Origin of the sequence: Geodermatophilus poikilotrophus (assembly GCF_900111455.1) — a bacterium.
Lineage (GTDB): Bacteria > Actinomycetota > Actinomycetes > Mycobacteriales > Geodermatophilaceae > Geodermatophilus > Geodermatophilus poikilotrophus.
This window is the reverse complement of the sequence record NZ_FOIE01000009.1, coordinates 60,844-86,052: the sequence shown is the minus strand read 5'-3', so window position 1 is coordinate 86,052 and position 25,209 is coordinate 60,844. Positions and strand designations below refer to the sequence as shown.

Genomic DNA, 25,209 nt, shown 5'->3' with positions numbered 1-25,209 from the left:
GCACCACCCGGTTGCGCCGTCCCCCGTTGGAGTGTGACCGTTCAACTCCGGGCCCCGTCCTGCCGATGGGACGGGCGTGAGCAGAACGGGTGGCCCCAGGTGAGCGGCCCTGCGGTGTCCGAGGCCAGGGAGACGTCCGGCGCCACCACGGGGCTGCTGCTGGGCTACGTGCGCCAGCAGGGCGGGGACGACGCGGTCACGGAGGTGCTGCGCCGTGCCGACGTCCCGCACAGCACCGCGGAGCTGGAGAGCCTCGCGCTGTGGACCAGCTACGACACCCGGATCAGGCTGTTCACCGCGGCCACCGAGGTGCTCGGCGACCCGCGGACGATGTTCCACGTCGGCCGGGAGGCCCTCGGCCTCGGTCTGGGTCCCTCGCTGGTCCTGCTCATCCGTGCCATGGGGTCGCCCCGTCAGGTGTACCGGCAGCTGCCGCGCGCCGTCGCCAAGTTCTCGACCACGTCCACGATGCGCGTCCTGGAGTCCGGCGCCACCTCCGCCACGCTCAGCTACCGGCTGCACGAGGGCTACCGGCACTCCCGGCTGGACTGCGAGTACGCCCAGGGGCTGATCGGCGCCGTGCCGACGGTGTTCGGGCTGCCCCCGGCCGAGGTGGTGCACACCGAGTGCGAGTCCGACGGCCACCCGGTCTGCCTGTACCACCTCAGCTGGGAACGCCGCCGCCGCTTCGGCGGCCGGCGCCGCGGCGAGGGCGAGAGCCGCGAGCTGCTGGCCCTGCGCGAGCAGTTGCGCATCCTCCAGTCGGCCGCGGCCGACCTCGTCGCCAGCGACGACGTCGGCACCGTCCTGCAGCGGATCGTCGAGAAGGCCGCCGAGGCCGTGCTCGCCCCGGGCTGGGTGCTGGCCGTCGCCGACCCCGCGGGCGGTCCGGCGCTGGTGCACAGCGCCGGCCTGCCGGCAGCCGAGGTCGAGGCCCTGGCCGCGACGCTGCTGGCCGGCGCCGACCCCGGCCCCAACGTCGTCGCGGTCGACGTCGCCTCCGCCCGTCGCGTGCACGGCCGGCTGGCCGCGGTCTACCGTCCCGGTGACGGCGGGTTCGGTCACGAGCACGGGATGCTGGGCGCCTACGCCGGCCACGCCGCGGCCGCGCTCGACCTGCTCATGGCCCTGGAGACCTCGCGGCAGGAGGCCGACCGCGCCGGGACGCTGCTCACCCTGGCCCACGAGCTCGCCGAGGCCACCGAGGCCGACGACGTGTGCGCGGTGGTCGCCGCGGCGCTGCCCCGCGTCGTGGGCTGCGACAGCGCCGCGGTGATGCTCTGGGACCCCGCGGCGGGCTGCCTGCGCACCGCCGCCCACGTGGACCCCGACGAGTCACACCAGCGGCTGATGTACGAGACGCCCCTGCACGCCGAGGACGTCCCCGAGCTGGTCGGGATGCTGACCGACCGGGAGCCGCGCTTCCTGCGGCCCGAGTCCAGCAGCCCGGTGCTGCAGCAGCTGCTCACGGCGCTGGAGCTCACCGACGTCGTCGCCGTCCCGCTCGTGGCCGGGCGCACCTTCCTCGGTGTCGCCACGGCGAGCTGGCCGGCCGGGCGGGCCCCGGAGGTCCTCGCCGGTGACGTGCTGCACCGCCTGCGCGGTGTCGGCGACCAGGCCGCGACCGCCCTCCAGCGCGCACGCCTGCTCGAGACCGTGCGGCACCAGGCCACCCACGACGCGCTCACCGGGCTGCCCAACCGGGTGCTCTTCCTCGACCGGCTCGGCGAGGCGCTGACCACCACGCCCGCGGAGCAGCACGTCGGCGTGCTCTTCTGCGACCTCGACCGCTTCAAGTCGGTCAACGACTCCCTCGGCCACGCCGCCGGTGACGAGCTGCTGCGACAGGTGTCGGCCCGGCTGCGCGCCGCGATCCGCCCCGGCGACATGGTGGGCCGGCTCAGCGGCGACGAGTTCGCCGTGCTGCTGCCCGCCCTCGCCCGGCCGGAGGACGCCGACCGCGTCGTCGCCCGGGTGCTGGGCTGCTTCGATGAGCCCTTCCGCCTCGAGGGCACCGCCGTCGCCGTCGGCACCAGCGTGGGCGTCGCCGTCCACGCGGGCGGCCAGGGCGGCGCCGACACGCTGCTGCGCGCCTCCGACGCCGACATGTACCGCCACAAGAAGAGGACCCCCTCCCCCCCACGGCTCGCCAGCTCGCCGCAGCACCCTGAGGGGGGCCACGAGTCATAGCCGCAGGTGCTGGTCCCGCAGGCGGGCGCGCAGGGCGGCCTGCTCCCCGGGGCCGAAGCCGTGCTCGGTGAGCCAGCCCAGCGGACCGCCGTGCCGCTCGTCGAGCAGCTCGAGCACCCGCCGCATGGTCTCCGCCCGCGGCGTGTGACTGGCGACGTCGCGGCGCACCATGTCCTCGGCGTAGGTCGGCGACGCGGCGAGCTTGGCCACCAGGTCGTCGATGACCTCGGCGGTCAGGGCGTAGTCGGCGACGATCTCCTCGTGCGGCACGCCGGCCACGGCGAGCGCGAAGGCCACCACGACCCCCGTGCGGTCCTTGCCCGCGGCGCAGTGCACGACCGTGGCCCCGTCGGTCGCTGCGGCGAGGGCGCGCAGCGCGGCGATCACGTTCTCGGGCCGGTGCGCGAGGTAGCCCAGGTAGGAGCGCACCGCCGGCGGCTCGCCCTGGTCGCCCTCGGCCACCTGCCGCGGCAGGATCGACTCGGCCCAGTCGGCCGGCAGCTCCGCCAGGGCGTCCTCCTCGACGGCGAACACGTCGGTGTGGTGGCCGCGCTCGGGCAGCAGGGTGAAGTGCCGGTGCGTCACCCCGGGGACCGCGCGCAGCGGGCCGCGCCCCTCGAGCAGCACCTCGGCGGTGGTGCGCAGGTCGACGACCTCGCGCAGCCGCACCTCGTCGACCAGCCGGCGGACGTCGGCCTCGCTCAGGGTCTGCAGGTTGTCGCTGCGCAGCACCCGGCCGGGGACCGTGCTCCCGCCGTCGGAGGTGGGCAGGCCGCCGAGGTCGCGGGTGTTCGTCGTCCCGTCGAGGCGCAGCCAGCGGTCGGTCCGCAGGCGGTCGGAGGCTCCGGAGGTCACGCGCACGACGGTACGACCCCCGGGACGCCGGCCCGGTGTGGGCCCGGACCCCACGCCCGGTGTCGCGACTGTGGAGTCCGCTGACGTGGAGACCGCGCGTGCCACTCCCTACTGTGTGACCTGCTTCACTCGGCGTCCGCGGGAGGCGCTCGGTCGTGCCGAGCCGCGGTCGCCACCGCCTCGTCCGCGCCCTCCACCGCCGATCGACAGGAGTCCCATGGACCTGACCAGAGCCAGGACGGTCGTGGCGGGAGTGGTCCTCGCCGTCGTCGCCCCACTCGGGTGGACGACGCCCGCGGGCGCCGCGGACGCCGCCGCCCGGTGTGCGGCGCTGTCGGGGGTCGACATCCCCGCACGCGTCGTCGGCCTCCCGACGACCGGCGGCGAGGTGACCGAAGCCACCCTCGTGGCACCGTCCGGGAGCGGCAGCACCGCGATCGGCGAGTACTGCAGGGTCACCGCCGCGCTGCACCCCGTGGACCCCGCCGCCCCGGACATCCGCATGCAGGTGGCCCTGCCCACCACGTGGAACCAGGAGGCGCTGATGTTCGGCGGGGGCGGCTACAACGGGACCATCCCGGCACTCGACGGCAACGTCCCCTTCGGTCCCGGCGACGCCGCCCGCCCGCTCGGCCGGGGGTACGCGACCTTCGCCAGCGACTCCGGGCACCAGGCACCCGCCGGGTACCTGCCGACCGCCTCGCTCTACGGCGAGTTCCTCGCCAACGACGAGGCGCTGCGCAACTTCGCCGGCGACGCCCTGAAGAAGACCCGGGACGCCGCGGTGTTCGTCATCGGCCGGTACTACGACCGGGAGGAGCCGGAGCGGACCTACTTCGCCGGCGGCTCCACCGGCGGCCGGGAGGCGCTCGCCGTCGCGCAGCGCTGGGAGCGCGACTTCGACGGGGTCATCAGCGTCTACCCCGCGTTCAACGCCGCCACCCTCGACCTGTACTTCGGCCACATGACCCGTCAGCTGGCCGCACCGGGCGCCTTCCCCCGTCCCGCGCAGCAGGTGCTGCTCTACGACGCCGTCATCAGGACCTGCGACGGCCTCGACGGGCTGCCCGACGGCGTCATCAGCGACGAGCCGGCCTGCGACTTCGACCCCGCCGTCCTCCGCTGCCCGGAGGGGCAGGACGGCGGTGACACCTGCCTGTCGGACCCGCAGATCACCGCGATCCGTGCCGTCTCCAGCGCGGTCACGTTCCCGTACCCCCTGGCCAGCGGCGAGACCGGCTACCCGGGCTTCCCGTTCCTGTCGGGCGCGGACATGTCGACACCGCTGCTCGGCCTGGGGACGACCCCGCCGGCCACGCCCATCCCGAAGACCGCGGGCTACGGCATGCAGTTCTGGGACGCCTGGGTGAAGTACGCCGTCACCCGGGACCCCGGCTTCGACTCGCTGTCCCTGGACCCGCTGGCCCCGGGTCCCTGGCAGGACCGCATCTCGGAGCTCACCGCGCTGCAGGACGTCAACAGCACCGACCTGCGGCCCTTCGCGAGGCGGGGCGGGAAGCTCCTGCTGCTGCACGGGACGGCGGACGAGCTGGTCAGCCACCGGGCCACGGTGGAGTACTACGAGGGGCTGGTGCAGACCATGGGGGAGCGGCGGGTCGACGCGTTCGCCCGCTTCTACCTGGTCCCCGGGGCCAACCACGCCAACCTCGCAGCCGCCTTCGCCGCCGGTTGGGACTCCCTCACCGCTCTGGAGCGCTGGGTCGAGACCGGCGTGGCGCCGACGGACCCCGTCGTCCGGGACACCAACCCCGGCGCCACCCGCACCCGGCCGCTGTGCGAGTACCCGGCCCACCCGCGGTACAGCGGCACGGGCAGCCCCGACGAGGCGAGCAGCTTCGACTGCGCGACGGGGTAGCCGAGGTCCGGACGGATCCCGGCACCGCCGGTGCCCCCGCGGTCGACCCACCGCGGGGGTACGGGCGGACGGCGGGGTGGCGGCGCCTGCTGCGGTCGGTCAGCTCTCCAGGAGCCGGTCGCACACCGCCAGCAGACGCGACCGCAGCCCGGCACCCCGGCGGGCGAACTCGCGCTGGGCGGCGGCGTACTGCGCCTTGCCCTCCGGGGTCTCGATCGGCACCGGCTCGTAGCCGGCCTCGCGCAGGTCGTAGGGCGAGGCCCGCATGTCGAGCTCCCGGACGTCGGCCGCCAGCACGAAGCAGTCCAGCAGCAGCGCGCCGGGAACCGCCGCGCCGAGCTTGTACGCCCACTTGTAGAGGTCCATGGTCGCGTGCAGGCAGCCGGGCTGCTCGAACTCGACCTGGGTCGCCCGGGTGGGTTGCAGCCGGTTGCGGCCGACGGCGGCGGGTGTGAAGAACCGGAACGCGTCGAAGTGCGAGCAGCGGATCGGATGGGCCTCGACGACGGCGTCGGTGCCGGCCTGCCCCAGCCGCAGCGGCAGCGGGTGCCGGTGCTCGTCGTCCCGGTAGACCATCGCCCACTCGTGCAGCCCGAAGCACCCGGTGTGCACCGGCCGGGCCGCCGTCGCGGCCAGCAACCGGGCGACGAAGGCGACGGTGTCCCCGCGGTCGGCGCGGAAGGCGTCGAGGTCGAGGGTGACCGCGCCGTCCCCGGTGGCGTACCAGCGCCAGGCCGCGTGCGGTGCGGGCCCGTCCGCGCCGGGTGCGAGCACCACCCCGGCGCCGGGGTGCCAGCGGCGCAGCTGGGCCGGCCGCGCGCTGTAGTACTCGTGGAGGAAGTCCTCGACGGGGTGGCGGGTGCCGGTCGCCCGGCGGGCCCGGTGCCCCGCGGTCAGCGCGTCGGCCCGCTCCGCGTGTGCCCGTGCCAGCGCCGTCCACTCGGCCGCCGGCAGGGGGACGGGGACGGCGGGCACCCGGCCAGGGTAGGCGGCAGGGACCTCCGGCCGTGTCGCGCGAGCCACCGGCTGCCCAGCACCACCGCATGGCCGGCAAGCCCCTCCCGTGCCGCCTCGGGTTCCACTCCTGGGTGCGGCAGCACCCCGCCGACGAGCGGTCGCACGGTCCGGACCAGGAGGTCTGCCGGCGGTGCGGCAGGCAGCTGGGCGATCTCGGTGGGCTGCCGCCGGGGTCGCTGAGATGAGCAGGGGCCGAGTCGCTGTCTCCACCTCGCCCGTCGTGCACCGGTGGTGGTCTCGGGGCCACGTGGGACCACTCCCTGCGCACGGCGGCGCCGGGTCAGTCGACGACGGGGCCGGTGAGCCGGTGCAGCCGGAGCGCCAGGTGGACCTCCAGGGCGCGCTCCGGCGCCGACCACCCGCGGCCGAGCAGCCGCCCCACCCGCTCCAGGCGCTGGGTCACGGTGTTGACGTGCACCTGCAGCGCCTCGGCCGCCCGCGCCGGTGAACCGCCGGCGTCGAACCAGGCCCGCAGCGTCCCGACCAGGTCGGTGCCGCGTCGCTCGTCGTAGTCCAGCACCGGGCCGAGCGTGGCCGTGACGAAGCCGCGCACGTCCCGCCCCTCGCCGACCAGCAGCCCGACGAAGCCCAGCTCGTCGGCGCTGGCCGCCTGGCCCGCCCGGCCGAGGGCGACCAGCGTCGAGGCGCAGCGCTGGGCCTCGACGTGGGCGGGGGCGACCGCGGCCGGCCCCTGCGCCGGTCCGGCGCCGCCGGCGGTCACCGGCCGGCCCACGGCCGTGCCGATCTCCCGGCACACCTGCGCCGCCGCGGCGCCGGGCTCCTGACCCGGCAGGCACAGCACCACCCGCCCGTCGTTCAGGCCGGCCAGCCCGCCGCGGACGGCGGCCAGGTGGGTGGCGGCGGCCAGCGCCCGGCCCCGGGAGCGCTCCTCGACCAGGACGACGACGACGGCGTGCGGCCGGTCGAGGTCGGCGCCCAGCCGGCGGGCGCGCTCCCGCAGCCCGTCGGGGTCGCGCACTGCCGGCCCGAGCAGCTCCTCCAGCAGCTCGCCGCGCACCCGGCCCTCGGCCTCGCCGGCGGTGCGCCGGATGAGCAGCAGCAGGGAGGTCACGAGTGCGGCACGCTCGAGGATGCGCTGGTCGGAGTCGGAGAGCTCGTCGTCCCGGTGCAGCACCAGGCCGCCGAGCAGCTCGGCGCCCACGGTCACCGCCGCGGTCCACCAGCTGCCGTCGCGGACCGTCCGGCCGGTCGAGCGGGCGAGCGTGAGCGCGGCGGCGGGGTCGGGCGGCAGGTCGTCGTCCGACGCGGGGGACGGCGTGCCGCGGCCGTGCTCGTCGAGGATGGTGATCCGCCCGCCGAGCGCCTCGGTGACCGCCGCTGCGACGTCCTCCACGCCACCGCCGCGCAGCACGATGTCGATGAACCGGTCGTGCGCGCCCGCGGCCCGCTCCACCGAGGCGGAGTGCGCGCGCAGCTCGCGGGTGGCCGCCGAGAGCTCCTCGAGCGCCGCGCGGGTCTCCTCGAGCAGGCGGGCGTTGTCCAGCGCGATGGCCGCGTGCGCGGCGAGCGAGCCCAGCAGCGACACCTCGGAGCGGTCGTAGAGCCGCTCGTTGCGGTCGGCGGCGAAGAGCACCCCGATCACCCGCGAGCCGCGGACCAGCGGCACGCCGAGGATGGCGACCAGGCCCTCCTCGGCGACGCCGCCGTTGATGTCGTCGGTGTGCTGGAACCGGGGGTCGGCGAAGTAGCGGGCGGTGGCGTACGGCGCAGCGGTCTGCGCGACCAGGCCGCCGAGGCCGGCCCCCATCGGCAGCCGCAGCGACTGGAACCGGGCCGAGACCGAGCCGTCCGTCACCCGCATGTAGGTGTCGCCCCGGGCGTCGTCGTGCAGGGTCAGGTAGGAGACGTCGCTCCCCAGCAGCTGCCGGGCCCGCCGCACGATCGCCGTGAGCACGTCGTCGACGCTGCGCAGCGCGGCGAGGTCGCCGGCGGTGTCGAACAGCGCGGCCAGCTCGGACTCCCGGCGGCGGCGCGCGGCGAACGCGTCGCGCACCTGCAGGGCCAGCAGCTTCACCCGCTCCAGCCCGGCGACCGTGGCGCTGTCGGCGCCGGCGGTCCGGGCGCGCACGACCGGCCCCTCGAACTCGATCGCCGCGGCCTCCTCGAGCAGCAGCGCGAAGTACTCGGCGGCGGCCAGCTCGCCGGCTGCCGGGGCCGGCTCGGCGGGCGGCGGGGTGGGCCGGGTCACGACCGGCATCCTCGCCGGTGCCGGCCCCCTGCCGGCTCCCGCCGCGAGCGTCGACCGGCCCCCCTGCCGGGTCCCGCCGCGAGCCTGCGAGTGGTGGGGGGCAGGGGGGCCCTTCGAGGCGGGCAGGGGGTCCTCCATCAGTGGGCGGTCCACCCGCCGTCCATCACCAGGGAGCTGCCGGTGATGGACGCTGCCGCCGGTGAGCACAGGTAGGCGACCGCCTCGGCGACCTCCGCCGGCTCGATCAGCCGCTTGACCGCCGCCGGTGCGAGCATGATCTGCTCCACGACCTGGTCCTCGGACAGGCCGTGTGCCTTGGCCTGGTCGGCGATCTGGTTCTCCACCAGGGGGGTGCGCACGTAGGCCGGGTTGACGCAGTTCGAGGTGACCCCGTGCGGGGCGCCCTCCAGCGCGATCACCTTCGACAGGCCCTCCAGGCCGTGCTTGGCGGTGACGTAGGCGCTCTTGTACGCCGAGGCGCGCAGCCCGTGCACCGAGCTGACGTTGACCACCCGGCCCCAGCCGCGCTCGTACATGTGCGGCAGCGCGCCCCGGACCAGCCGGAACGGGGTCTCCAGCATCAGCCGCAGGATCAGCGAGAAGCGGTCGACCGGGAACTCGTGCAGCGGGGCCACGTGCTGCAGTCCGGCGTTGTTGACCAGCACGTCGACGTCGAGGTCCAGACCGTCGACCGCGTCGAGGTCGGAGAGGTCGACGGCGACCGACGTCCCCCCGACCGCTTCGGCCACCGCCTTCGCCGCGTCGGCGTCGCGGTCGACGACGACCACGTCCGCGCCGGCCTCGGCCAGCCGCACCGCGCACGCCCGGCCGATGCCCGAGGCGCCGCCGGTGACGAGGGCCCGCCGGCCGCTGAGGGTTCCTGAGTCCGCCATGTGGCCGAACGCTAGGCCGTTCTGTCGTCCGGCACACGGTGCGCGGCCACACACCTGCACCTGTCGCGGTGGTGCTGGACCACACCACCCGACCGTCCGTCGGAGCCGCAGGCCGCCACGGGCGGACGGAGGCTGCGCGGCTCGACGTGGCGGTCCGTCTGGGAGGAACGGGCCGCACCGGGTCCAGGAGCAGCCCACGGGCGCCCCCTGACACGTGTCACCGGGCGCCCGTGGCGGGCCAGGGGGAAGTCGTGAGCGACGGCACCTGTGCCGGCGCCGGGGCGACGGCAGCGTCAGGGGTGCGCCCGGGACGAACGGCCGGACCCCGGCCGGCGGGCGCACCGAGGAGGTCGCCGTGCACCCGTCCGTCGCACCCGCCCCGCCGTCCCCGGCGGCTGCCGCCCCACCGGTCGTCGAGGTCGTCGACCTGCACCGCCGCTACGGCGACTTCGCGGCCGTCCGGGGCGTCTCCTTCGACGTGAGGCCGGGTGAGGTCTTCGCGCTGCTCGGCGTGAACGGCGCCGGCAAGACCTCCGCGCTGGAGGTGCTCGAGGGCCTGGCGCCCGCGTCGGGCGGGACCGTGCGGGTCCTCGGTGCCGACCCGCGGCGCGAGCGGGCCGCCGTCCGCCCGCACCTGGGCGTGCTGCTGCAGACGAGCGGCCTGCCGGGCGACCTGACCGTCGCCGAGACCGTCCGGACCTGGGCCGGCACCCTCACCACGCCGCGCCCGGTCGACGAGGCGCTGGCGCAGGTGGACCTCACCGGCCGGGCCGACGTCCGGGTGCGCAGCCTCTCCGGCGGGGAGCGCCGCCGGCTCGACCTCGCGCTGGCCCTGCTCGGCCGCCCGCGGGTGCTGGTGCTCGACGAGCCCACCACCGGCCTGGACCCGGAGAGCCGGCGCACCGTGTGGGGCCTGGTCCGCGGCCTGGTGGACGACGGTGCCGCGGTGGTGCTCACCACGCACCACCTGGAGGAGGCCGAGGAGCTGGCCGACCGGATCGCGGTCATGCGGGCCGGCCGGATCGTGCTCGCCGGCACCCGCGAGGAGATCGCCGAGACCCAGCCGGCCACCATCCGCTTCACCCTCGCCCCGGGCGACCCGCAGCCGCCGGTGCCCTCGGGGGTCGAGGTGGTCGGCGCCGGCCCGCGGGTCGAGTGGCACACCCGCGCGCTGCAGCCGGCGCTGGCCCAGCTGCTGGCGTGGGCCGCCGCGTACGGCGTGGTGCTGAGGGGGCTGCAGGCCCGCGCCGCCTCGCTGGAGCAGGCCTTCCTCGCCGTCGCCGACACCGACACCGACACCGAGTGACCTCCCCACCCCTCCAGGAGTCCCCGTGACCACGATCGCCGTTCCCGTCGCCCCCTCCCGCCTGCGCCGCGTCGGGTCCCTCGCCGCCGCGGAGACCCGCCTGCTGCTGCGCAACCGCACCGCCGTCGTCAACTCCGTGCTCATGCCGCTGCTGCTGGTGGCCCTCGTCCCCGGGATGGGCCTCGACGACCGGGCCACCGGGCCCGGCCTGCTGACCGCGGCCGCCGGCTTCACGCTCGTCTTCCTGACCTACTACAACCTGGTGACCACCTACGTCGCCCGGCGCGAGGACCTGGTGCTGCAGCGGATGCGCACCGGCGAGCTGAGCGACGGCGAGGTGCTCGCCGCCACCGCCGTCCCCACCCTGCTGGTCACCGTCGGCCAGCTCGTCCTGGTCGCCGTGGGCGTGGCCGTGCTCGGCCTGTGGACCGCGCCGGTGGACGCCGTCCTGCCGGTCCTGGGGGTCCTGCTCGGCGCGGCGCTGATGGTCGTGCTGGCCACCGCGAGCACGGTGTTCACCCGGACGCCGGAGTCGGCGCAGATCACCACGCTGCCCGTCGTCCTCGGGGCGACCGCGCTCTCCGGGCTGTTCTTCCCGCTGAGCGCGCTCCCTGGAGACCTGGCCACGGTCGCCCGCCTGCTGCCGCTGACGCCGGTCATCGAGCTGGTGCAGCTGGGCCTCGCGGGTCGGACCTGGGACGGCGCGGCCGTCGCCGGCGCCGAGCTGTGGGGGGCCGCGCTGGTCCCGCTGGGCGTCACGCTCGCGTGGACCGCGCTCGGGGCAGCGGCGACCGTGCGGTGGTTCCGCTGGGCCCCGCGGCGCTGACCCGCCCGGCGAGCGGCGGTCGGTACGGCAGCATGGGCGCCGTGCCGACCGTCGCGCGCTGGTGGAGCAGTCGTACCGACCCGCAGCGCATCGACCTCTACACCCGCTCCTCGTACTACTCGACGCTGGTGTTCGTCCCGGTCCTGCTGCTCTTCGCGGTGGCGCCGAACTGGGTGGCGGCCTCCACGTGGCAGCCGCCGGTGCTGCTCGGCTCCTCGGTGGTCACGACGGCGGCCTGCCTCCTGCTCACCCGGCGCGGGTTCTGCGACCGCAGCGCGGGCCCCGACCGGCCGGCCCTGCTGGTCGCCCTCGTCGCCGGCCTGGTCACCGTCCTGGCGGCGCTGGCCGCCACGGCAGCGGGGCCGGCGCCCGCGGCACCGTTCGTGGCCGGCCTGGTGGGCGCCGCGGTGCTGCTGGCGCTGTCGGTGACCGTCCCGACCCGGCCGCTGGTCGCCGGTGCCGCGGTCACCGGTGTGCTGGCCGGCGCGGTGGCGTACGCCGAGGGCGGTCCACCGGCCGCCGCCGTCGTCGTCGGCGCCTCGATCGGCGTGGCGGTCGGCTTCTTCGTCACGGCCTTCCGCTTCAGCGTCTGGATCCTCGACGTGGTCTTGGAGATGGAGCGCAGCCGCGGCGTGCAGGCGCAGCTCGCCGTCGCCGAGGAGCGCCTGCGCTTCGCCCGCGACCTGCACGACGTGATGGGCCGCAACCTCTCGGCCATCGCGGTGAAGAGCCAGCTGGCCGCCGAGCTGGTCCGGCGGGGGAGGGGTGGCGCGGCCGAGGAGCTCGCCGACATCAGCCGGGTCGCCGAGGAGTCGCTGCGGGAGGTGCGCGACGTCGTCCGCGGTTACCGGCGCACCGACCTGCCCGGCGAGCTGGCCGGCGCCCGGTCGGTGCTCCGTGCGGCCGGGGTGGGCGTCACGGTGACCGGCGAGGAGGAGGCCGTGGCGCTGCCCGAGCAGGTGCAGGCGGCGCTGGGCTGGGTGGTGCGCGAGGCGGTGACCAACGTGCTGCGGCACAGCCGGGCGAGCTGGTGCAGCGTCGAGCTGCGTGCGGTCGGCGGAGACGCGGAGCTGCGGGTGGCCAACGACGGCGCCCCCGGCACGGGGACGACCTGGGGCAACGGGCTCACCGGCCTCGCCGAGCGGCTGGCGGCGGCCGGCGGTGGGCTGTCGGCGGGGCCGGACGGCGACCGGTTCGTCCTCGCCGCGACCGTCCCGGTGGGGGTGCCGGCGTGATCCGGGTGCTGCTGGCCGACGACGAGAACCTGATCCGCTCCGCCCTCGCGGCGCTGCTCGCGCTGGAGGAGGACCTCGCGGTCGTGGCCCAGGCCGCCTCCGGCGCGGAGGCGCTGGCGATGGCGCGGGCGCACACCCCGGACGTCGCCGTCCTGGACCTGCAGATGCCCGACCGCGACGGCATCTCGGTCGCCGGCGAGCTGGCCACCGTGCTGCCCGGCTGCGCGGTCGTGATCGTCACCGGGCACGGCCGCGCCGGGCACCTCAAGCGCGCGCTCGAGGCCGGCGTGCGCGGGTTCCTGCCCAAGACCGTGAGCGCGCCGGTGCTCACCGACGTCGTCCGCACCGTGCACCGCGGGGGCCGGTACGTGGACCCGGAGCTCGCCGCGGAGGCGATCAGCGCCGGGGACAGTCCGCTGACCCCGCGGGAGGCGGACGTCCTGGAGCTGGCGGCCGGCGGTGCGCCGGTCGAGGAGATCGCGGCCCGTGCCCACCTGTCCCCGGGGACGGTGCGCAACCACCTGTCGGCCGCGGCGGTGAAGCTCGGCGCGCGCAACCGGCACGCCGCCGTCGAGGCGGCCCGCCGGCACGGCTGGATCTGAACGGCCCCCTGCAGGACCCACCGCTGACTGGCGAGCGGTGGGGGCAGGGGGTCCTGCTAGTCCGGGAGGTTGCCGGGGCGGATCAGGCCGTCGTCGCGCTGGGCGTCCTCATCGGTGGTCAGGGCGACCTCGTCGCGCTCGCCGCCGTCCGAACGGTCCTCACCGGGGACGCCGTCGACCATGTTGGCGTTCGTCGGCCCGTCGGTGGTGTCCGGGGAATCCCGGTAGCCGGTGTCGTCGGGGTTGCTCATCAGGTGTCCCTTCCTCCGGATCGGGGAGTCGGTCCCGAGACCTCGCCGGACGCGCCGTCCGTACGGGCCCGGGCGACGTCGGAGTCGGCGCGGGCCGGCAGGTCGTCGCCCGCGGCGGCGTCCCGCTCGATCGCCTCGTCGGCGGTGAGGGGGACGTCGTCGAAGCCGGACCCGGTGCTGCTGTTGTCGCCGGTGCCCGACGCGGTCGGGATGTCCTGCTGGATCCGGTCGCTGCCCTGGGGGTCGCTCACGGGAGCCTCCTGTCCGACGGCGCTGTCCCCCGGGCCATGCCCGCCGTCGTCGCCCTGAAACGACCGGCGGCTGCCGCGGTGACGCGCGGTCGGCCTCCTGCAGGGGCCCGACGGCCCCGTCCGGCCGCCGTCCTCCCCGGTCCGGCCCACGCCGGGGCGGGGAGGTGACCGCTCAGCTGCTGCGGCGGCGGGCGCGCAGCACGAGGCCGGCCAGCCCGACCAGCAGGCCGCCGAGCGCCGCGGCGATGACCAGGGCCAGCACCAGCGGGGCCTGCACGTCGGCGAAGACCAGGCTGATCTCGACGGTCTGGGTGTTGTAGACGACGAACAGCACGAGCAGCACGGTGACGAACAGCAGCAGCGCCAGGGCGAGCGTCCGGCCGGCGGTGCGGCCGGCGTTGCGGACGGGGTGACGCTCGGGCGTCGCCTTCCTGCCGGTGGTGGCCGGGCCGGTGGTGGCCGGACCCGTGGTCGTCCCGGGTGTGCCGGTCGAGCCGGTCGGGGTGCGCAGGGGGTCGGAGCCGGGGGTGGTCACGGTGCGAGTCTGGTGCCCGCCGCTGCTCCGCGCACGGTCAGCCGTGCGCGTCGGGCTCCGTCCCGGCCGGCGGGTAGCTCGGGCCCGCGACCCCGTCGGCCGGACCGGGGGTGCCGCCCTGGGAGTCCGGGTCGCCGGGCGGGGCGACCTCGCCGCCGAGGGGCTGGACGTCGCGCGGCTCGTCGGGCTCCGGCATGGTCATGGCCCGAGTGTGCGTCGGCGTCCTCCGGACGGCGACTCCAGGAGCGTGCTGCCCGGTCTGCCCGCCGGGCCACGTCCCCTACTCCTGCAGGACCGGGCCCGCCTCGTGGTGCGGGTGGCCCTTCGTGCGCTCGCGCTGCTTCATCCGCGCCTCGAGGACGTGCCGGTCGCCGTCGGCCAGCTCGGTGCGCGCGCGCTCGTCGAAGGCGCGGAAGACCGACCAGTAGGTGGCGTCGTAGTCCTCGACGATCTGGAAGGTCCAGCGGTCGGCGATGACGTTGCGGCCGACGAGGTCGCGGTCGAGGTCGTCGGCGAGCTGGGTGTGGCCGGCCTCGCGGAGCAGCTCGACGGCGTCCTGGAGCAGCAGGTCGGCCTTGCCGGAGTGCTGGTGGAAGCCGTAGAGCTGGCCGCGCGCCTGCTCGATCGTCTCGAGGGCCTCGGAGAGCTTGCCGAGGCCCTCCACGGTGGTGTCGTCGAGGTCGGGCCGGCTGCGGTCGGTGCTCACCGGCCCATCCTGGGGTGCCCGGTACGGCGCCGCAGGCTCAGCGGGTGACGGCGGTGTCGACGAGCCGCTCGGCCAGCTCGCGGCCGTGCGAGGCGGGGCCGTCGGGGCCCAGCAGCCCGCCGGAGAGGTACATGCCGTCGATGATCAGGTGCACCTGCGCGGCGAGGTCCTCGCCGGCGCCCGGGGCGACCTGCTCGGCGAGGCGCTCCAGCCGGGCGTGCAGCTCGAACTTGTAGTCGGCGGCGGCGCTGCGCGCGGGGTGCTGCGGGTCGTCGTACTCGCTGCTGACGTTGGTGAACGGGCAGCCGCGGAAGCCGGCCCGCGTGACGTCGGCCTCCACGGTGTCGACGACCGACAGCAGCGCCGCCCGGGGGTCGCCCTCGAGGCGCGCGAGCTCGGCGTCGATGCGGGCCAGCACGGTGGCCGCCTTGCGGGCGAGGTAGGCGCCGACCAGGTCGTCCTTGCTCTTGAACAGCCGGTAGACGGTCATCTTGCCCAGCCCGGTCTCGCGGACCAGCTCGTCCATGCCGACGCTGCGCGAGCTGCGGGTCGCGAACAGCCGCTCGGCGGTGTCCAGGACGATGGCCTGCCGCTCGGCCCGGCTCCGGCGGACGGGGGCCGAGGCGTCGTCGGCGGCGAGGGGGATGGCGGCTGCGGTCACGCCGGGGATGCTGCCCGAGTGCGTGACGGAGCAGTCCACGGCACGCCGGGGAGGACCGACAGGTGGTTGCGGTGAGTGACGAGGTACTCCCGGGCTGACCGGGACCCGGGGGACCGGTGGGGCGGGTGTGACGATCCGTGACCTCGGGGGGCCCCGTCCCGGGCCCACCCGAACCTGCCGAGGGATGGGGAGGACGGGGCCGGCGAGTCGTGAGGACGGCGGCCCCCCTGCCGGGCCCCACCGCGAGCCTGCCAGCGGTGGGGGGCAGGGGTCCTCCCTCAGGCCCTGCGGGTCCGGCGCGGGTTGGCCAGCAGGCGGGCCAGGGGCGCGGTCGAGGTCTGCCGGGCCTGCGACTCGTCGGCCGCACGCTCCTCAGAGGTCTCGGTACCTACACGGGGCTGGTCGTGGGTCTCCTCCATGGCCCCAGCGTCCCCCGCGCGACCGGTCGCGAAACAGACCCCGCAACGGTGAGTTGAGCCGACATCACGGAGAGATGCGTCACTCTCGGTGGCCGTCGGGCCCCGGCTGCGCGGGCCGGACACGCCGCCCGGCCCGCGCTCCCGGCTCGGGTCAGGGGGTGTCCGCGCCGTCCGCCGGTACGTCGCCGCCCTCGGCGGGCTGGTCGGGGTGCGGCGTCTGTCCCCCCGGCTGCTCATCGGGCGGGTCCCCGCCCTCGGCGGGTTGGGTGGTGTGCGCGGGCTGGTCGGGTTCGCTCACGGGACTGCCTCCTCGATCGTCGGCTGGCCGAGGCTGTGCCCGGCGGGCAGCCGGGTCAACCGCCCTGGTCCGCCGGGACGGCGGGCGGCAGCCCGGACCGGGCCGCGGCGACCGCTGCCGCGTCGGGCAGTGCGCCCCGGGCGCCGGGTCCGGTCGTCGACAGCGCAGCCGCCGTGACCGCCGTCGCCACCGCCTCGGCCGGTGCCGTGCCGGCGGCGAGGGCGACCGCGAGCGCCCCGCAGAAGGCGTCGCCGGCGCCGGTGGTGTCGACGGGCCGCACCGCGAGCGGAGGCTGAAGCAGCGCCGGGCCGTCGTCCGGCACCAGCAGCGCGCCGCGCCCGCCGAGGGTGACCACCACCGTGCCACCCGTCAGGCTGCGCGCCAGCGCCGCCAGCTCGCCGGGTGCCCGGTCGCCGGGGGCCGCCTCGGCCAGCTGCAGCAGCTCGTGCTCGTTGGGCACCAGGACGTCGACCCGCGCGAGCAGGTCCGCCGCCAGCGGCTGCGGCGGCGCGGGGGTGAGGACGACGGTGCCCGCGGCCACCGCGGTCGCCGCCTGCACGGTCTGCAGCGGCACCTCCAGCTGCAGCAGCACCACCCGCGCGTCGCGCACCGCCGCGACGTCGACGTCGCCCGGTCGCAGCTCGGCGTTCGCACCGGGGACGACGACGATCAGGTTCTCACCGCTCCCGTCCTCGACCGGGATGGTCGCGCTGCCGGTGAGCGCCCCCGGCGTCCGCGCCACGGCCGTGACGTCGACCCCTGCAGCGGTCAACGCCGCCAGCTGGCGGTCGGCGGCCGGGTCGTCGCCGACCCGGCCGACCATCGCCACCCCGCCGACGAGCCGCCCGGCGGCCGCGGCCTGGTTCGCGCCCTTGCCGCCGGGCGCCAGCACGGTCCCGCGGCCGACGACGGTCTCGCCGCGGCCGGGCAGGCGGTGCACGCGGACCAGCACGTCCTCGTTGAGGCTGCCGACGACGGTGACGCTCACCCAAGCAGCTCTACCAGAACCGGTCCTCAGCCGTCGGTCGGCCGGCGCTGGCGCAGCGGCAGGAGGTACCAGGCCACTGCGCCGAACACGACGACGAAGGCGCAGCAGACGACCGCCGGCCAGCGGCCGAGGACGACGTCGAGCACCAGCAGGACCGCCGCCGCGATGCCCAGGAGCAGCAGCGCCAGCCCGACGACCAGCGCCCCGTCGGCGAAGGCGACCAGCTGCTGCTTGCGCCGCTGCCGGAACAGGGTGCGGTGGAAGGAGACCGGCGCGATGAGCACGAGCGTCGCGCTCGCGGTGCTGAGCAGGGTGACCGCGTAGACCGTCGTCCCGAAGGGGCCGAGCTCCTCGAAGCGGGCGCTGAACGGCAGGGTCAGCAGGAAGGCGAACAGGATCTGCACGCCGGTGATCGCCACGCGCATCTCCTGCAGCAGCTCGGCGAGGTTGCGGTCGAGCACCTCCTCGAGCGACTGCCCGCGGGCGACCGCGGCCCCGGCCACGTCGGTCCGTTTCCGCGCCACCCACCTGCGGTACCGCCGGGGAACCGACCCCAACCCACCCCGACACGCGCCCCGACACGGGCAGACACCGCGGGAGCAGCCATGGCGCACGACGAGGACCCGGACACCACCCGCCGCGAGTTCGGCGAGGTGGTGAACATGACCGCCGCCGAGCTCGAACGCTGGCTGGAGACCGACGAGTCGCAGTCGGTGGGGCAGAAGGACGGCGACGGCGAGTCCACCGGCCACGCCGCGGGGCGCCGGATCGTCGAGCTGCTGCGCACGAAGAAGTCGGACCTCACCGACGACGACCTCGCCCACATGCGCAAGGTGCACGGCTACGTGGCCCGCCACCTGGCGCAGCAGCCGGGCAAGGAGGACGTCGAGACCTCCAGGTGGCGGTACTCGCTGATGAACTGGGGCCACGACCCGCTGAAGGAGAGCTAGTCCCCGGATGACCGACCTGCGCCGCAACGACCCCGCCCAGTACGACGACCTGGCTGACCAGTGGTGGGAGGCCTCCGGCGGGTTCGCGGCACTGCACTGGCTGGCCGCCTCGCGGGCCGAGCACATCCCCCCGGCGCCGGGTCCGGACGCGGTCCTGGTCGACCTGGCCTGCGGCGGGGGGCTGATGGCGCCGCACGCCGCCCGGCTCGGCTACCGCCACGTGGGCGTCGACCTCGGCGCGCCGGGCCTGCGGGTGGCCCGCGAGCACGGCGTCCTGGCCGTGCGGGGATCGGTGCTCGCCGTCCCGCTCGCCGACGGGTGCGCCGACGTCGTCGTGGCCGGCGAGATCCTCGAGCACGTCGAGGACGACGTCGGGGTGCTCGCCGAGTGCGCCCGGCTGCTGCGCCCCGGCGGCACGCTGGTCATCGACGCGCTGGCCGACACCCGGATCGGGCGCTTCCTCATGGTGACCGTGGCCGAGCGGCTGCCCGGCGGCCCGCCCCCCGGCATCCACGACCCCGCCCTGTTCGTCGACCGCGTCCGGCTGCTCGCCGCCGCCGACCGGCTCGGACTGGAATTGCGCCTGGTCGGGCTGCGGCCCTCGTTCCGCGAGGCGCTGGCCTGGCGGCTGGGCCGGCGGGACACGGTGCGGATGAAGCCGGTCCGGTCCACCGCCGTGGTGTTCGCCGGCTACGGGAGCCGCCGGTGAGGGCGCCGACGCAGGCGCCACCCATCGGCCGCCCATAGGGTCGGGGTCATGAGCGCCCGTGAGCTGCGCCGATGAGCGCCGTCCTGACCGGCGCCGGTCGCGCCCTGCCGACGACGATCGAGCAGGACGCGGTCTGGGAGGGCTTCTTCGCCGGCCACTACGCCGACGTCCGCGCGGCGCGGCGGGTGTTCGCCGGCGCCGGGGTGCGGCGCCGGCACGCGGTGGCCAACCCGCTCGACGAGGACATCAGCAGCTGGAGCACCGGCGCCCGGATGCAGCGCTACGTCCAGGAGGCGTTGCCGCTGGGCAAGCAGGCGGTGGCCGCCGCCCTCGACGACGCCGGCCTCGCGCCGGGGGACGTCGGCCTGTTCGCCGTCGCCACCTGCACCGGGTACGCCACCCCCGGCCTGGACATCCGGCTGGCCAGCGACCTCGGCATGCCGCCGGGGCTGCAGCGGCTGCTGGTCGGGCACATGGGCTGCTACGCCGCCATCCCCGGCCTCGCCGCGGTCGGCGACTACGTGGAGGCCCGGTCCCGGCCGGCCGTGCTGCTGTGCTGCGAGCTGACCAGCCTGCACGTGCAGCCGCCGGTGCGGGACCTCGACCAGGTCGTCGCGCACGCGCTGTTCTCCGACGCCGCGACGGCCGTCGTCCTGGAGCCCGGGCGGGCGGGGCACGGGCAGCGGCGCCGGCTGGCCGGCGTGGTGGCCCGGACCGACCCCTCGACCGCCGACCACATGACCTGGGACGTCACCGACCTCGGCTTCCGCATGGGCCTGTCGCCGCGGGTGCCCGACGTGCTCTCCCGGCACGTCGGCGACGTCGTCGACGAGCTGCTGACCGGCGCCGGGCTGCGGATCGAGGACGTCGCCGGCTGGGCCGTGCACCCGGGGGGCCCGCGCATCCTCGACGTCGTCCGCGACCAGCTCGGGCTGGCCGAGGAGCAGCTGGCCGCCTCGCGCCACGTGCTGGCCGAGCACGGCAACTGCTCGTCGGCCACGGTGCTGCTCGTGCTCGAGGAGCTCGCCGACGCCGACGGCCCGGTCGTGGCGATGGCGTTCGGCCCGGGGCTGACGCTCTACGCGGCGCTGCTGCTCCCGGCCTGATGGGAGGCCTGCCTGCCACCGCCGCTCGCCGGCCCGCGGCGAGCCCCGGGACGGGGCCGGCGGCGTCCGGGGAGGGGCCGCTGGTGGGGACATCGCCCACTCGCTACCCTGCGTGAGCTAGGTCACTCTCCGGAGAGGGCAGCCCGTGGGGTCCAGTGACACTCCCGTGCGCGTGTTCCTCGTCGACGACCACGAGGTCGTCCGGCGCGGCGTCGCCGAGGTCCTGGAGGAGGATCCGGTCATCAGCGTCGTGGGCGAGGCCGGGTCGGTCGCCGAGGCCCTCGCGCGGGTGCCGGCGGTGCGGCCGGACGTCACCGTCGTCGACATGCGCCTGCCCGACGGGGACGGCGCGGAGGTCTGCCGCAAGCTGCGCGAGCGGGTGCCCGGGCTGCGCTGCCTGGTCCTGACCAGCTTCCCCGACGAGGACGCCGTCGCGGCCGCGGTCGCCGCCGGTGCCTCGGGCTACGTCCTCAAGCAGGTCCGCGGCTCGGCGCTGGTGTCCGCCGTGCACACCGTCGCCGGGGGCGGGACGTTGTTCGACCGGGACACCGGGGTCTCGACCCCGGCGGCGCGCCGCCGCCCGGCCGAGCGCGACCGCCGGCTGGCCGTGCTCACCGAGCAGGAGCGCACGGTGCTGCGGCTGATCGGCGAGGGCCTGACCAACCGCCAGATCGGCGTCCGGATGGGGCTGGCCGAGAAGACGGTGAAGAACTACACCAGCCACCTGCTGGCCAAGCTGGGGCTCGAGCGGCGCACTCAGGCCGCGATCCTCGCCACCGAGCTGCGCGACCGCGGCGACTAGGGACCCGCCTGCCCCCACCACTCGCGAGCTCGCGTCAGGCCCCGTCCAGAGGCTCGGCGCGAGGCCTCGTCCCGGGTCCCGCCCTGAGCCTGCGAAGGGTGGGGAGGACGAGGTCCTTCTCCGGTGAGGAGGACGGGGTCCTTCAGTCCCGGCGCGGCATCGGCACGGACCACCGGATCTGCGTGCCCTTCGGGCCGGTGGAGGTCGTCAGCCGCCCGCCGTGGCGCTCCGCGCGGTCGGCGAGGTTGGTCAGCCCGCTGCGCACGGCGACCGCGGGCAGGCCGACACCGTTGTCGGTGACGACGACGCGCACCTCGGAGTCCACGGTGACCGTGACCGTCACCCGGGTCGCCGAGGCGTGCCGCACCACGTTGGTCACCAGCTCGCGGACGACGGCGACGACGTCGGGCAGCAGCGCCGGTGGCAGGTCGTCGTCCCCGCGCAGCCGCACGTCCGGCCGCAGCCCCTGCCCGCCGGTGATCGAGCGGACGACGTCGACGATGCGGCTGCGGACCGCGTCGGGCGAGGCGTCGTCGGCCTCGTGCAGCTCAAAGATGGCCGAGCGGATGCGGGCGATGGTGCCGTCGAGCTCGTCGACCCGCTCGGCCAGCGCCGCCGCCGTCTCGGGGAGGGTCTCCTCCAGGGAGCGGCTGACCCGGTCGAGCGCCAGGCCGGTGGCGAAGATGCGCTGGACGACGTGGTCGTGCAGGTCCCGGGCGATCCGGTCACGGTCGGCCTGCACCTGCAGCCGCCGCTCCCGCTGCTGGCTGCGCGCCAGCTCCAGCGCGACCGAGGCCTGGGCGGCGAACACCGACGCCAGCTCGAGGGTGTCCGGCTCGAAGGGCTCCCGCCCGCGCCGCCGCATGGCGACGACGGTCCCCAGCGCCGGGCGACCGCCCAACGGGATCATCAGCGTGGGGCCGAAGCGCTCGGTCAGCTCGCCGAGCACCGGAGCACGCTGGCCGCCGACCGCGGCGGCGCTGACGTCGGGGATGAGCACCGGCGTGCCGGTGCGGTGCGCCGTCCCCAGCTGCGTGTCGGTCAGCGGGAGGCGCACGCCCTCGGCGTACTCGTAGTAGTGCGCGCCGACGGCCACCACCACGGTGAGCACGTTCTCGTCGTCCGGGCTCGGCACCAGCACGCCGGCGGCGTCGGCCGAGGCGAGCTCGGCGACCTGCTCACCGATGGAGCGCAGCACCATGTCCGGGTCGGCGCCGGAGAGCAGGGCGGTCGCGATGTCGGTCCCGGCCTGGGCCCACGCGCGGCGGTGCTCGGCCCGCTCGACCAGTTCGGCGTTGCCGATGGCCAGGCCGGCCGCGGCGGCCAGCCCCACCGCCGCGGCCTCGTCGGCCACGGTGAACGCGTCGACGCGCTCGACGGTCACGAACAGGTGACCGAACACCGCGCCCCGCACCCGGACCGGGACCCCGAGGAACGAGCGCATCGACGGGTGGCCGGGTGGGAAGCCGACCGCCTCCGGGTGCGTGGTCAGGTCGTCGAGGCGCACCGGCTCGGACCGCCCCAGCAGCAGGCCGACGACGCCGGCCCCCACCGGCGGCCGGCCGATCCGCTCGCGTGTGGCGGCGTCCATGCCGACGACGACGAAACGCTCGTAGGCCGCGCCGGTGTCGTCGAGGACGCCGAGCGCGCCGTACGTGGCACCGGTGGTCTCGACGGCGGCCTGCACGATCTCCTTCAGCGTGCCGTCGACCTGGGTGCTGTGCGCCGTGGGCTGACTGCCCAGGACGGACACCTCGGCCGTGGGCAGACCGGCCGCCCCGGCGCCGGGCGGGGTCAGGGCCCGGTGGTCGGGGTGCTCCGGGAGGAGCGGCGAGGTCGTGGCGATGTGTGTCTCCGTCAGGCTCCGCGGGCCAGGCGACGGGGTGGCTGCCGGGGGACGGCGGGGCGCAGCAGGGTCTTGCCGTGGCCGCTGACCACCACCAGGTCGGCGCCGCGGGCGGCGCTGCTGAGCGCCTCGAAGACCGGGCGCTCGAGCACGGCGGTGCGCACCCGGCCGGAGACGCCGGTCTCGGCGATGGCCCGCAGGACCTGGGCCTCCAGCCGTTCCAGGGCGACGGTGCCCGTGCGCCGTCCCGGCCGGCCCAGGCCCGGCAGCCCGTCGTCGCCCTCGTCGTCGAGGACGCAGACGGCGACCACGGTGGCCTCCCGGCGGGCGGCCTCCCGCAGTGCCCACACGAGGGCGCCGTGCGAGGACGGCGAGCCGTCGACGTCGACGAGCAGCCAGGGGTTCTGGCGCCGCGGCAGCAGCGGGGTGAGTCGCATCGGCTCGACCCGGCGCCGGTCGCTCGCGGCGTCCGCCGACGTGTCGCCTGTCGCGGGTGGGTCCGGCCGCTCCCCCTCCGGCCCGTGGCCGAACCGGTGCGCATCGTCCATGCGGCGATCGTGTACCCCCCCGTTGCGGGGCGGCAGGGACCAAGGGCCCGTGTCTCCCCAGGTCAGCGCGTGACTGATCCGTTCCGAATGGTGACCGCGTGTGTCACAGCGGAGAGTGACGATCTCAACACGCGCTCCCGACGACGACCGTCGCGTCCCGTTCGTCGTCCCGCACCAGCACCGCGCGCAACCCCCCGCCCTCGACGGCGGCGACGGTGCGCGGCGCCTGGCGCACGCTGGTCTCCACGACCAGCGATCCGCCCGGTCCCAGCCAGTGCCGCGCTCCGGCCGCGACCCGGCGCTGCAGGTCGGTGCCGTCGGGACCGCCGTCCAGCGCGGTGCGCGGCTCGTGGTCGCGCGCTTCGGGCGGCATCAGCGCCACGGCGGCGCTGGGCACGTAGGGCGCGTTGACCGCCAGCAGGTCGACCCGCCCGCGCAGCCCCGCCGGCAGGGAGGCGTAGAGGTCCCCCCGGTGCACCCGGCCGCCGACCCCTGCGAGGTTGCGTCGGGCGCAGCGGACGGCGACCGGGTCGACGTCGGCCGCGTGCAGCTCGACCGCGCCGAGGGCGGTGGCCACCGCCAGGCCGACCGCGCCGGACCCGCAGCACAGGTCGACCACCAGCGGCGTCCGGGGGGTGTCCCGCAGCAGCGCGACCGCCCGCTCGACCAGCAGGGCGGTCCGCTGGCGGGGCACGAAGACGCCGGGCTCCACGGCGACGCGCAGGCCGCAGAACGTCGTCCAGCCGAGCACCAGCTCCAGCGGCTCGCCGGCGACCCGCCGGCCCAGCAGCGACGCGAGGTGCGCGGGGCCGGTCGCGGCGGCCAGCAGCTCGGCGGCCTCCTCCTCGGCGAAGACGCAACCCGCCGCGCGCAGCCGCGCGACCACCGGTGCGGGGTCCTGCTGGGCGTCCGGGGACGGTCGCACGGCCGCTCGCCCCCTCCGACTCCGGCTGCCGCGCAGCCTACGGGCGGGCGGCGCGTGCATGGGCACCGTGCCTGCGGGGCAGGGCAGTCGTGCGCGAGCAGCGCGCGACGGGGCCGACGGAGGAGCCGACCATGCCGACATCCGACCCACGACCTCCCGGCGAGGACCGCTCCGGCGAGGAGCGGCCGAGCGCCCGGGGACGCCGGGGCAGGGGCGTCGTCGTCGGCACCTTCCTCGCCGGACTGGCGATCGTGCTGGGGGTCCTGCTGCTCGTCCCGCGGTGCAGTCAGGCGGTGCAGGACAACGGGTCGGCCGTCGGGGGCGCACCGGTCGTCGAGCAGACCGCTCCGCAGGTCGACCGGTCGTAGCCGGCCCGCATCGTCGCGCCGGAGGGACCGGCGGTGCGGTCAGGCGGTGAAGCCCACGCGGTCGATCCTGCGGTGGTAGCGGGTGCCGAGCCCGCCGCCGAGGAGCGCGCCGAGCAGGGAGACGACCGCAGCGGCGACCCCGGCGACGACCCCGGCGGTGGTGGCGGTGCTGCCGCTGACCGGGATGCTCGGCAGGTTCAGCTGGGACAGCACGTTGTACTGCGCACCCAGGACCACGCCGAGCAGAGCGAGGACGGCGACGACCACGAGGCCGATGAGCCACACGGCCAGGCCCTGGCGGGGGCCGTCGAAGCGGGCCATCCGGCCGGCCACGTAGCCGCCGGCGAGGTAGGCCAGGAACAGCACCACCAGGAGGGCGATGCCGCCGGTGAGGCCGATGGTGGCGGCCTGCCGGGCTGCCTCGTCCGCGCTGTCCACCTGGGTCAGGCCGAAGGCGACGCCCGCCGCCGAGAGGATCGCCAGCAACAGCACGGCCAGGCCGTTGGCCGACAGCCAGCCGAAGAACGCCGCGCCGCACTTGATGCCGCCGTAGCGCGCGTGCTGGGCGTCCACGGCGTCCCGGGCGGCACCCCGGGTGGCGCGGGCTCCCTCCGGTGCCGCCGCGCCGGTGGGCGCGGCCGGAGCGGTCCGGGCGTGCAGGTCGGTGCGGGTGCGGTCGGGCTCGGTCATCACGTCTCCTCGTGGACGACACAGGGCCCGGCACCGGTGCCCGGTCGTCCTCCCGGCAAACGGGTCGTGACCGGATCGGGTGACGGGCCGACCGGGGCGGACGTCACCGCGTGAGCGGGCCGGGGAGCGGCCGGAGCTCCTCGGTCC

The 25,209-nt window shown here is 76.3% G+C and carries 29 protein-coding genes; 11 read left to right on the top strand and 18 right to left on the bottom strand.

What is annotated here, in order from left to right; translation table 11 throughout:
• Window positions 1-99 precede the first annotated feature (99 nt).
• On the top strand, window positions 100-2,190 hold the full coding sequence (locus tag BMW27_RS19695; protein ID WP_245743737.1) for a diguanylate cyclase domain-containing protein: 2,091 nt from the start codon (window positions 100-102) through the stop codon (window positions 2,188-2,190).
• Here the strand turns inward: BMW27_RS19695 and BMW27_RS19690 are convergent.
• Window positions 2,185-3,045, bottom strand: coding sequence for a tyrosine-protein phosphatase (locus tag BMW27_RS19690; RefSeq protein WP_245743736.1), 861 nt, complete (start codon window positions 3,043-3,045; stop codon window positions 2,185-2,187). The genes BMW27_RS19695 and BMW27_RS19690 overlap by 6 nt on opposite strands.
• Window positions 3,046-3,262: 217 nt before the next feature.
• Between BMW27_RS19690 and BMW27_RS19685 the strand changes: the two genes are divergently transcribed.
• On the top strand, window positions 3,263-4,921 hold the full coding sequence (locus BMW27_RS19685; RefSeq protein WP_091447352.1) for a tannase/feruloyl esterase family alpha/beta hydrolase: 1,659 nt from the start codon (window positions 3,263-3,265) through the stop codon (window positions 4,919-4,921).
• A 99-nt stretch (window positions 4,922-5,020) separates the two neighbouring features.
• On the opposite strand, the gene BMW27_RS19680 is transcribed toward BMW27_RS19685, so the two are convergent.
• The 3 genes from BMW27_RS19680 to BMW27_RS19670 form a co-directional block, all read right to left on the bottom strand.
• Window positions 5,021-5,896 (bottom strand): 3-methyladenine DNA glycosylase, encoded by an 876-nt coding sequence (locus BMW27_RS19680; protein WP_091447350.1) that lies wholly within the window; start codon window positions 5,894-5,896, stop codon window positions 5,021-5,023.
• A gap of 322 nt (window positions 5,897-6,218) precedes the next feature.
• Window positions 6,219-8,156: a helix-turn-helix domain-containing protein gene (locus tag BMW27_RS19675; RefSeq protein WP_217638214.1), complete on the bottom strand. Its 1,938-nt coding sequence runs from the start codon at window positions 8,154-8,156 to the stop codon at window positions 6,219-6,221.
• A gap of 128 nt (window positions 8,157-8,284) precedes the next feature.
• On the bottom strand, window positions 8,285-9,040 hold the full coding sequence (locus BMW27_RS19670; RefSeq protein WP_091447346.1) for a 3-hydroxybutyrate dehydrogenase: 756 nt from the start codon (window positions 9,038-9,040) through the stop codon (window positions 8,285-8,287).
• Window positions 9,041-9,395: 355 nt separating this feature from the next.
• Between BMW27_RS19670 and BMW27_RS19665 the strand changes: the two genes are divergently transcribed.
• Genes BMW27_RS19665 through BMW27_RS19650 form a run of 4 tightly spaced genes read left to right on the top strand, consistent with a single transcriptional unit; the run spans window position 9,396 to window position 13,009 of the window.
• Window positions 9,396-10,346, top strand: coding sequence for an ABC transporter ATP-binding protein (locus tag BMW27_RS19665; RefSeq protein WP_091447343.1), 951 nt, complete (start codon window positions 9,396-9,398; stop codon window positions 10,344-10,346).
• Window positions 10,347-10,371: 25 nt separating this feature from the next.
• A complete protein-coding gene (locus BMW27_RS19660) occupies window positions 10,372-11,172 on the top strand; it encodes an ABC transporter permease (RefSeq protein ID WP_091447340.1) in 801 nt (266 codons plus the stop codon).
• 41 nt (window positions 11,173-11,213) lie between these two features.
• Window positions 11,214-12,407 carry a sensor histidine kinase gene (locus BMW27_RS19655; RefSeq protein WP_175486583.1) on the top strand — a complete coding sequence of 398 codons (1,194 nt, stop codon included), beginning with the start codon at window positions 11,214-11,216 and terminating at the stop codon, window positions 12,405-12,407.
• Window positions 12,404-13,009, top strand: coding sequence for a response regulator transcription factor (locus BMW27_RS19650; RefSeq protein WP_091447336.1), 606 nt, complete (start codon window positions 12,404-12,406; stop codon window positions 13,007-13,009). Before BMW27_RS19655 ends, BMW27_RS19650 begins: the two co-directional genes overlap by 4 nt.
• A 56-nt stretch (window positions 13,010-13,065) precedes the next feature.
• On the opposite strand, the gene BMW27_RS19645 is transcribed toward BMW27_RS19650, so the two are convergent.
• The 10 genes from BMW27_RS19645 to BMW27_RS19615 all read right to left on the bottom strand — a co-directional run bounded on the left by BMW27_RS19645 (window position 13,066) and on the right by BMW27_RS19615 (window position 17,642).
• Window positions 13,066-13,260: a hypothetical protein gene (locus tag BMW27_RS19645; RefSeq protein WP_091447333.1), complete on the bottom strand. Its 195-nt coding sequence runs from the start codon at window positions 13,258-13,260 to the stop codon at window positions 13,066-13,068.
• On the bottom strand, window positions 13,260-13,511 hold the full coding sequence (locus tag BMW27_RS19640; protein ID WP_091447331.1) for a hypothetical protein: 252 nt from the start codon (window positions 13,509-13,511) through the stop codon (window positions 13,260-13,262). The genes BMW27_RS19645 and BMW27_RS19640 overlap by 1 nt, the downstream gene beginning before the upstream one ends.
• Window positions 13,512-13,683: 172 nt before the next feature.
• A complete protein-coding gene (locus tag BMW27_RS19635; protein ID WP_091447328.1) occupies window positions 13,684-14,046 on the bottom strand; it encodes a LapA family protein in 363 nt (120 codons plus the stop codon).
• A gap of 37 nt (window positions 14,047-14,083) precedes the next feature.
• Complete coding sequence (locus BMW27_RS23555) at window positions 14,084-14,248, bottom strand: hypothetical protein (protein WP_175486582.1); 165 nt, start codon at window positions 14,246-14,248, stop codon at window positions 14,084-14,086.
• Between the two features lie 78 nt (window positions 14,249-14,326).
• Window positions 14,327-14,752: a hypothetical protein gene (locus BMW27_RS19630; RefSeq protein ID WP_091447325.1), complete on the bottom strand. Its 426-nt coding sequence runs from the start codon at window positions 14,750-14,752 to the stop codon at window positions 14,327-14,329.
• A 37-nt stretch (window positions 14,753-14,789) separates the two neighbouring features.
• Window positions 14,790-15,413, bottom strand: a complete 624-nt coding sequence (locus BMW27_RS19625) for a TetR/AcrR family transcriptional regulator (RefSeq protein ID WP_091447659.1) — start codon at window positions 15,411-15,413, stop codon at window positions 14,790-14,792.
• Between the two features lie 278 nt (window positions 15,414-15,691).
• The gene (locus BMW27_RS23550) at window positions 15,692-15,832 is read right to left on the bottom strand and encodes a hypothetical protein (RefSeq protein ID WP_175486581.1); all 141 of its coding nucleotides are present in this window, start codon (window positions 15,830-15,832) and stop codon (window positions 15,692-15,694) included.
• A 151-nt stretch (window positions 15,833-15,983) separates the two neighbouring features.
• The gene (locus BMW27_RS23545; RefSeq protein WP_175486580.1) at window positions 15,984-16,130 is read right to left on the bottom strand and encodes a hypothetical protein; all 147 of its coding nucleotides are present in this window, start codon (window positions 16,128-16,130) and stop codon (window positions 15,984-15,986) included.
• A 55-nt stretch (window positions 16,131-16,185) separates the two neighbouring features.
• A complete protein-coding gene (locus tag BMW27_RS19620; RefSeq protein ID WP_091447322.1) occupies window positions 16,186-17,118 on the bottom strand; it encodes a ribokinase in 933 nt (310 codons plus the stop codon).
• A 26-nt stretch (window positions 17,119-17,144) separates the two neighbouring features.
• Window positions 17,145-17,642 (bottom strand): DUF6328 family protein, encoded by a 498-nt coding sequence (locus BMW27_RS19615; protein WP_091447320.1) that lies wholly within the window; start codon window positions 17,640-17,642, stop codon window positions 17,145-17,147.
• An 81-nt stretch (window positions 17,643-17,723) separates the two neighbouring features.
• On the opposite strand from BMW27_RS19615, the gene BMW27_RS19610 reads away from it, so the two are divergent.
• From BMW27_RS19610 to BMW27_RS19595, 4 genes are all read left to right on the top strand, one after another.
• Window positions 17,724-18,068 (top strand): DUF3140 domain-containing protein, encoded by a 345-nt coding sequence (locus BMW27_RS19610; RefSeq protein ID WP_091447317.1) that lies wholly within the window; start codon window positions 17,724-17,726, stop codon window positions 18,066-18,068.
• Window positions 18,069-18,075: 7 nt separating this feature from the next.
• Complete coding sequence (locus BMW27_RS19605) at window positions 18,076-18,777, top strand: methyltransferase domain-containing protein (protein ID WP_091447315.1); 702 nt, start codon at window positions 18,076-18,078, stop codon at window positions 18,775-18,777.
• Between the two features lie 71 nt (window positions 18,778-18,848).
• Complete coding sequence (locus BMW27_RS19600; RefSeq protein WP_091447313.1) at window positions 18,849-19,883, top strand: type III polyketide synthase; 1,035 nt, start codon at window positions 18,849-18,851, stop codon at window positions 19,881-19,883.
• Window positions 19,884-20,049: 166 nt separating this feature from the next.
• Window positions 20,050-20,685: a response regulator gene (locus BMW27_RS19595; RefSeq protein ID WP_245743734.1), complete on the top strand. Its 636-nt coding sequence runs from the start codon at window positions 20,050-20,052 to the stop codon at window positions 20,683-20,685.
• Window positions 20,686-20,827: 142 nt separating this feature from the next.
• On the opposite strand, the gene BMW27_RS19590 is transcribed toward BMW27_RS19595, so the two are convergent.
• From BMW27_RS19590 to BMW27_RS19580, 3 genes are all read right to left on the bottom strand, one after another.
• Window positions 20,828-22,438 (bottom strand): GAF domain-containing sensor histidine kinase, encoded by a 1,611-nt coding sequence (locus BMW27_RS19590; RefSeq protein WP_245743732.1) that lies wholly within the window; start codon window positions 22,436-22,438, stop codon window positions 20,828-20,830.
• A gap of 104 nt (window positions 22,439-22,542) precedes the next feature.
• Window positions 22,543-23,079 carry a universal stress protein gene (locus tag BMW27_RS19585; RefSeq protein ID WP_091447304.1) on the bottom strand — a complete coding sequence of 179 codons (537 nt, stop codon included), beginning with the start codon at window positions 23,077-23,079 and terminating at the stop codon, window positions 22,543-22,545.
• Window positions 23,080-23,203: 124 nt separating this feature from the next.
• Window positions 23,204-24,004, bottom strand: coding sequence for a putative protein N(5)-glutamine methyltransferase (locus BMW27_RS19580; protein ID WP_245743730.1), 801 nt, complete (start codon window positions 24,002-24,004; stop codon window positions 23,204-23,206).
• 131 nt (window positions 24,005-24,135) lie between these two features.
• Here BMW27_RS19580 and BMW27_RS19575 point away from each other — a divergent pair, with 131 nt between their 5' ends.
• Window positions 24,136-24,372 (top strand): hypothetical protein, encoded by a 237-nt coding sequence (locus tag BMW27_RS19575; protein WP_091447298.1) that lies wholly within the window; start codon window positions 24,136-24,138, stop codon window positions 24,370-24,372.
• A 39-nt stretch (window positions 24,373-24,411) separates the two neighbouring features.
• Here BMW27_RS19575 and BMW27_RS19570 read toward each other — a convergent pair whose 3' ends face one another.
• Window positions 24,412-25,062, bottom strand: a complete 651-nt coding sequence (locus BMW27_RS19570; RefSeq protein ID WP_091447294.1) for a hypothetical protein — start codon at window positions 25,060-25,062, stop codon at window positions 24,412-24,414.
• Window positions 25,063-25,209 lie beyond the last annotated feature (147 nt).

Excerpts from the sequence above, each read along its gene's own strand:
- BMW27_RS19685 (WP_091447352.1), top strand. The coding sequence starts at position 3,263 with ATGGACCTGACCAGAGCCAGGACGGTCGTGGCGGGAGTGGTCCTCGCC.
- BMW27_RS19675 (WP_217638214.1), bottom strand. The coding sequence starts at position 8,156 with ATGCCGGTCGTGACCCGGCCCACCCCGCCGCCCGCCGAGCCGGCCCCG.
- BMW27_RS19670 (WP_091447346.1), bottom strand. The coding sequence starts at position 9,040 with ATGGCGGACTCAGGAACCCTCAGCGGCCGGCGGGCCCTCGTCACCGGC.
- BMW27_RS19645 (WP_091447333.1), bottom strand. The coding sequence starts at position 13,260 with ATGAGCAACCCCGACGACACCGGCTACCGGGATTCCCCGGACACCACC.
- BMW27_RS23555 (WP_175486582.1), bottom strand. The coding sequence starts at position 14,248 with ATGACCATGCCGGAGCCCGACGAGCCGCGCGACGTCCAGCCCCTCGGC.
- BMW27_RS23550 (WP_175486581.1), bottom strand. The coding sequence starts at position 15,832 with ATGGAGGAGACCCACGACCAGCCCCGTGTAGGTACCGAGACCTCTGAG.
- BMW27_RS19610 (WP_091447317.1), top strand. The coding sequence starts at position 17,724 with ATGGCGCACGACGAGGACCCGGACACCACCCGCCGCGAGTTCGGCGAG.
- BMW27_RS19605 (WP_091447315.1), top strand. The coding sequence starts at position 18,076 with ATGACCGACCTGCGCCGCAACGACCCCGCCCAGTACGACGACCTGGCT.
- BMW27_RS19600 (WP_091447313.1), top strand. The coding sequence starts at position 18,849 with ATGAGCGCCGTCCTGACCGGCGCCGGTCGCGCCCTGCCGACGACGATC.
- BMW27_RS19585 (WP_091447304.1), bottom strand. The coding sequence starts at position 23,079 with ATGGACGATGCGCACCGGTTCGGCCACGGGCCGGAGGGGGAGCGGCCG.
- BMW27_RS19575 (WP_091447298.1), top strand. The coding sequence starts at position 24,136 with ATGCCGACATCCGACCCACGACCTCCCGGCGAGGACCGCTCCGGCGAG.
- BMW27_RS19570 (WP_091447294.1), bottom strand. The coding sequence starts at position 25,062 with ATGACCGAGCCCGACCGCACCCGCACCGACCTGCACGCCCGGACCGCT.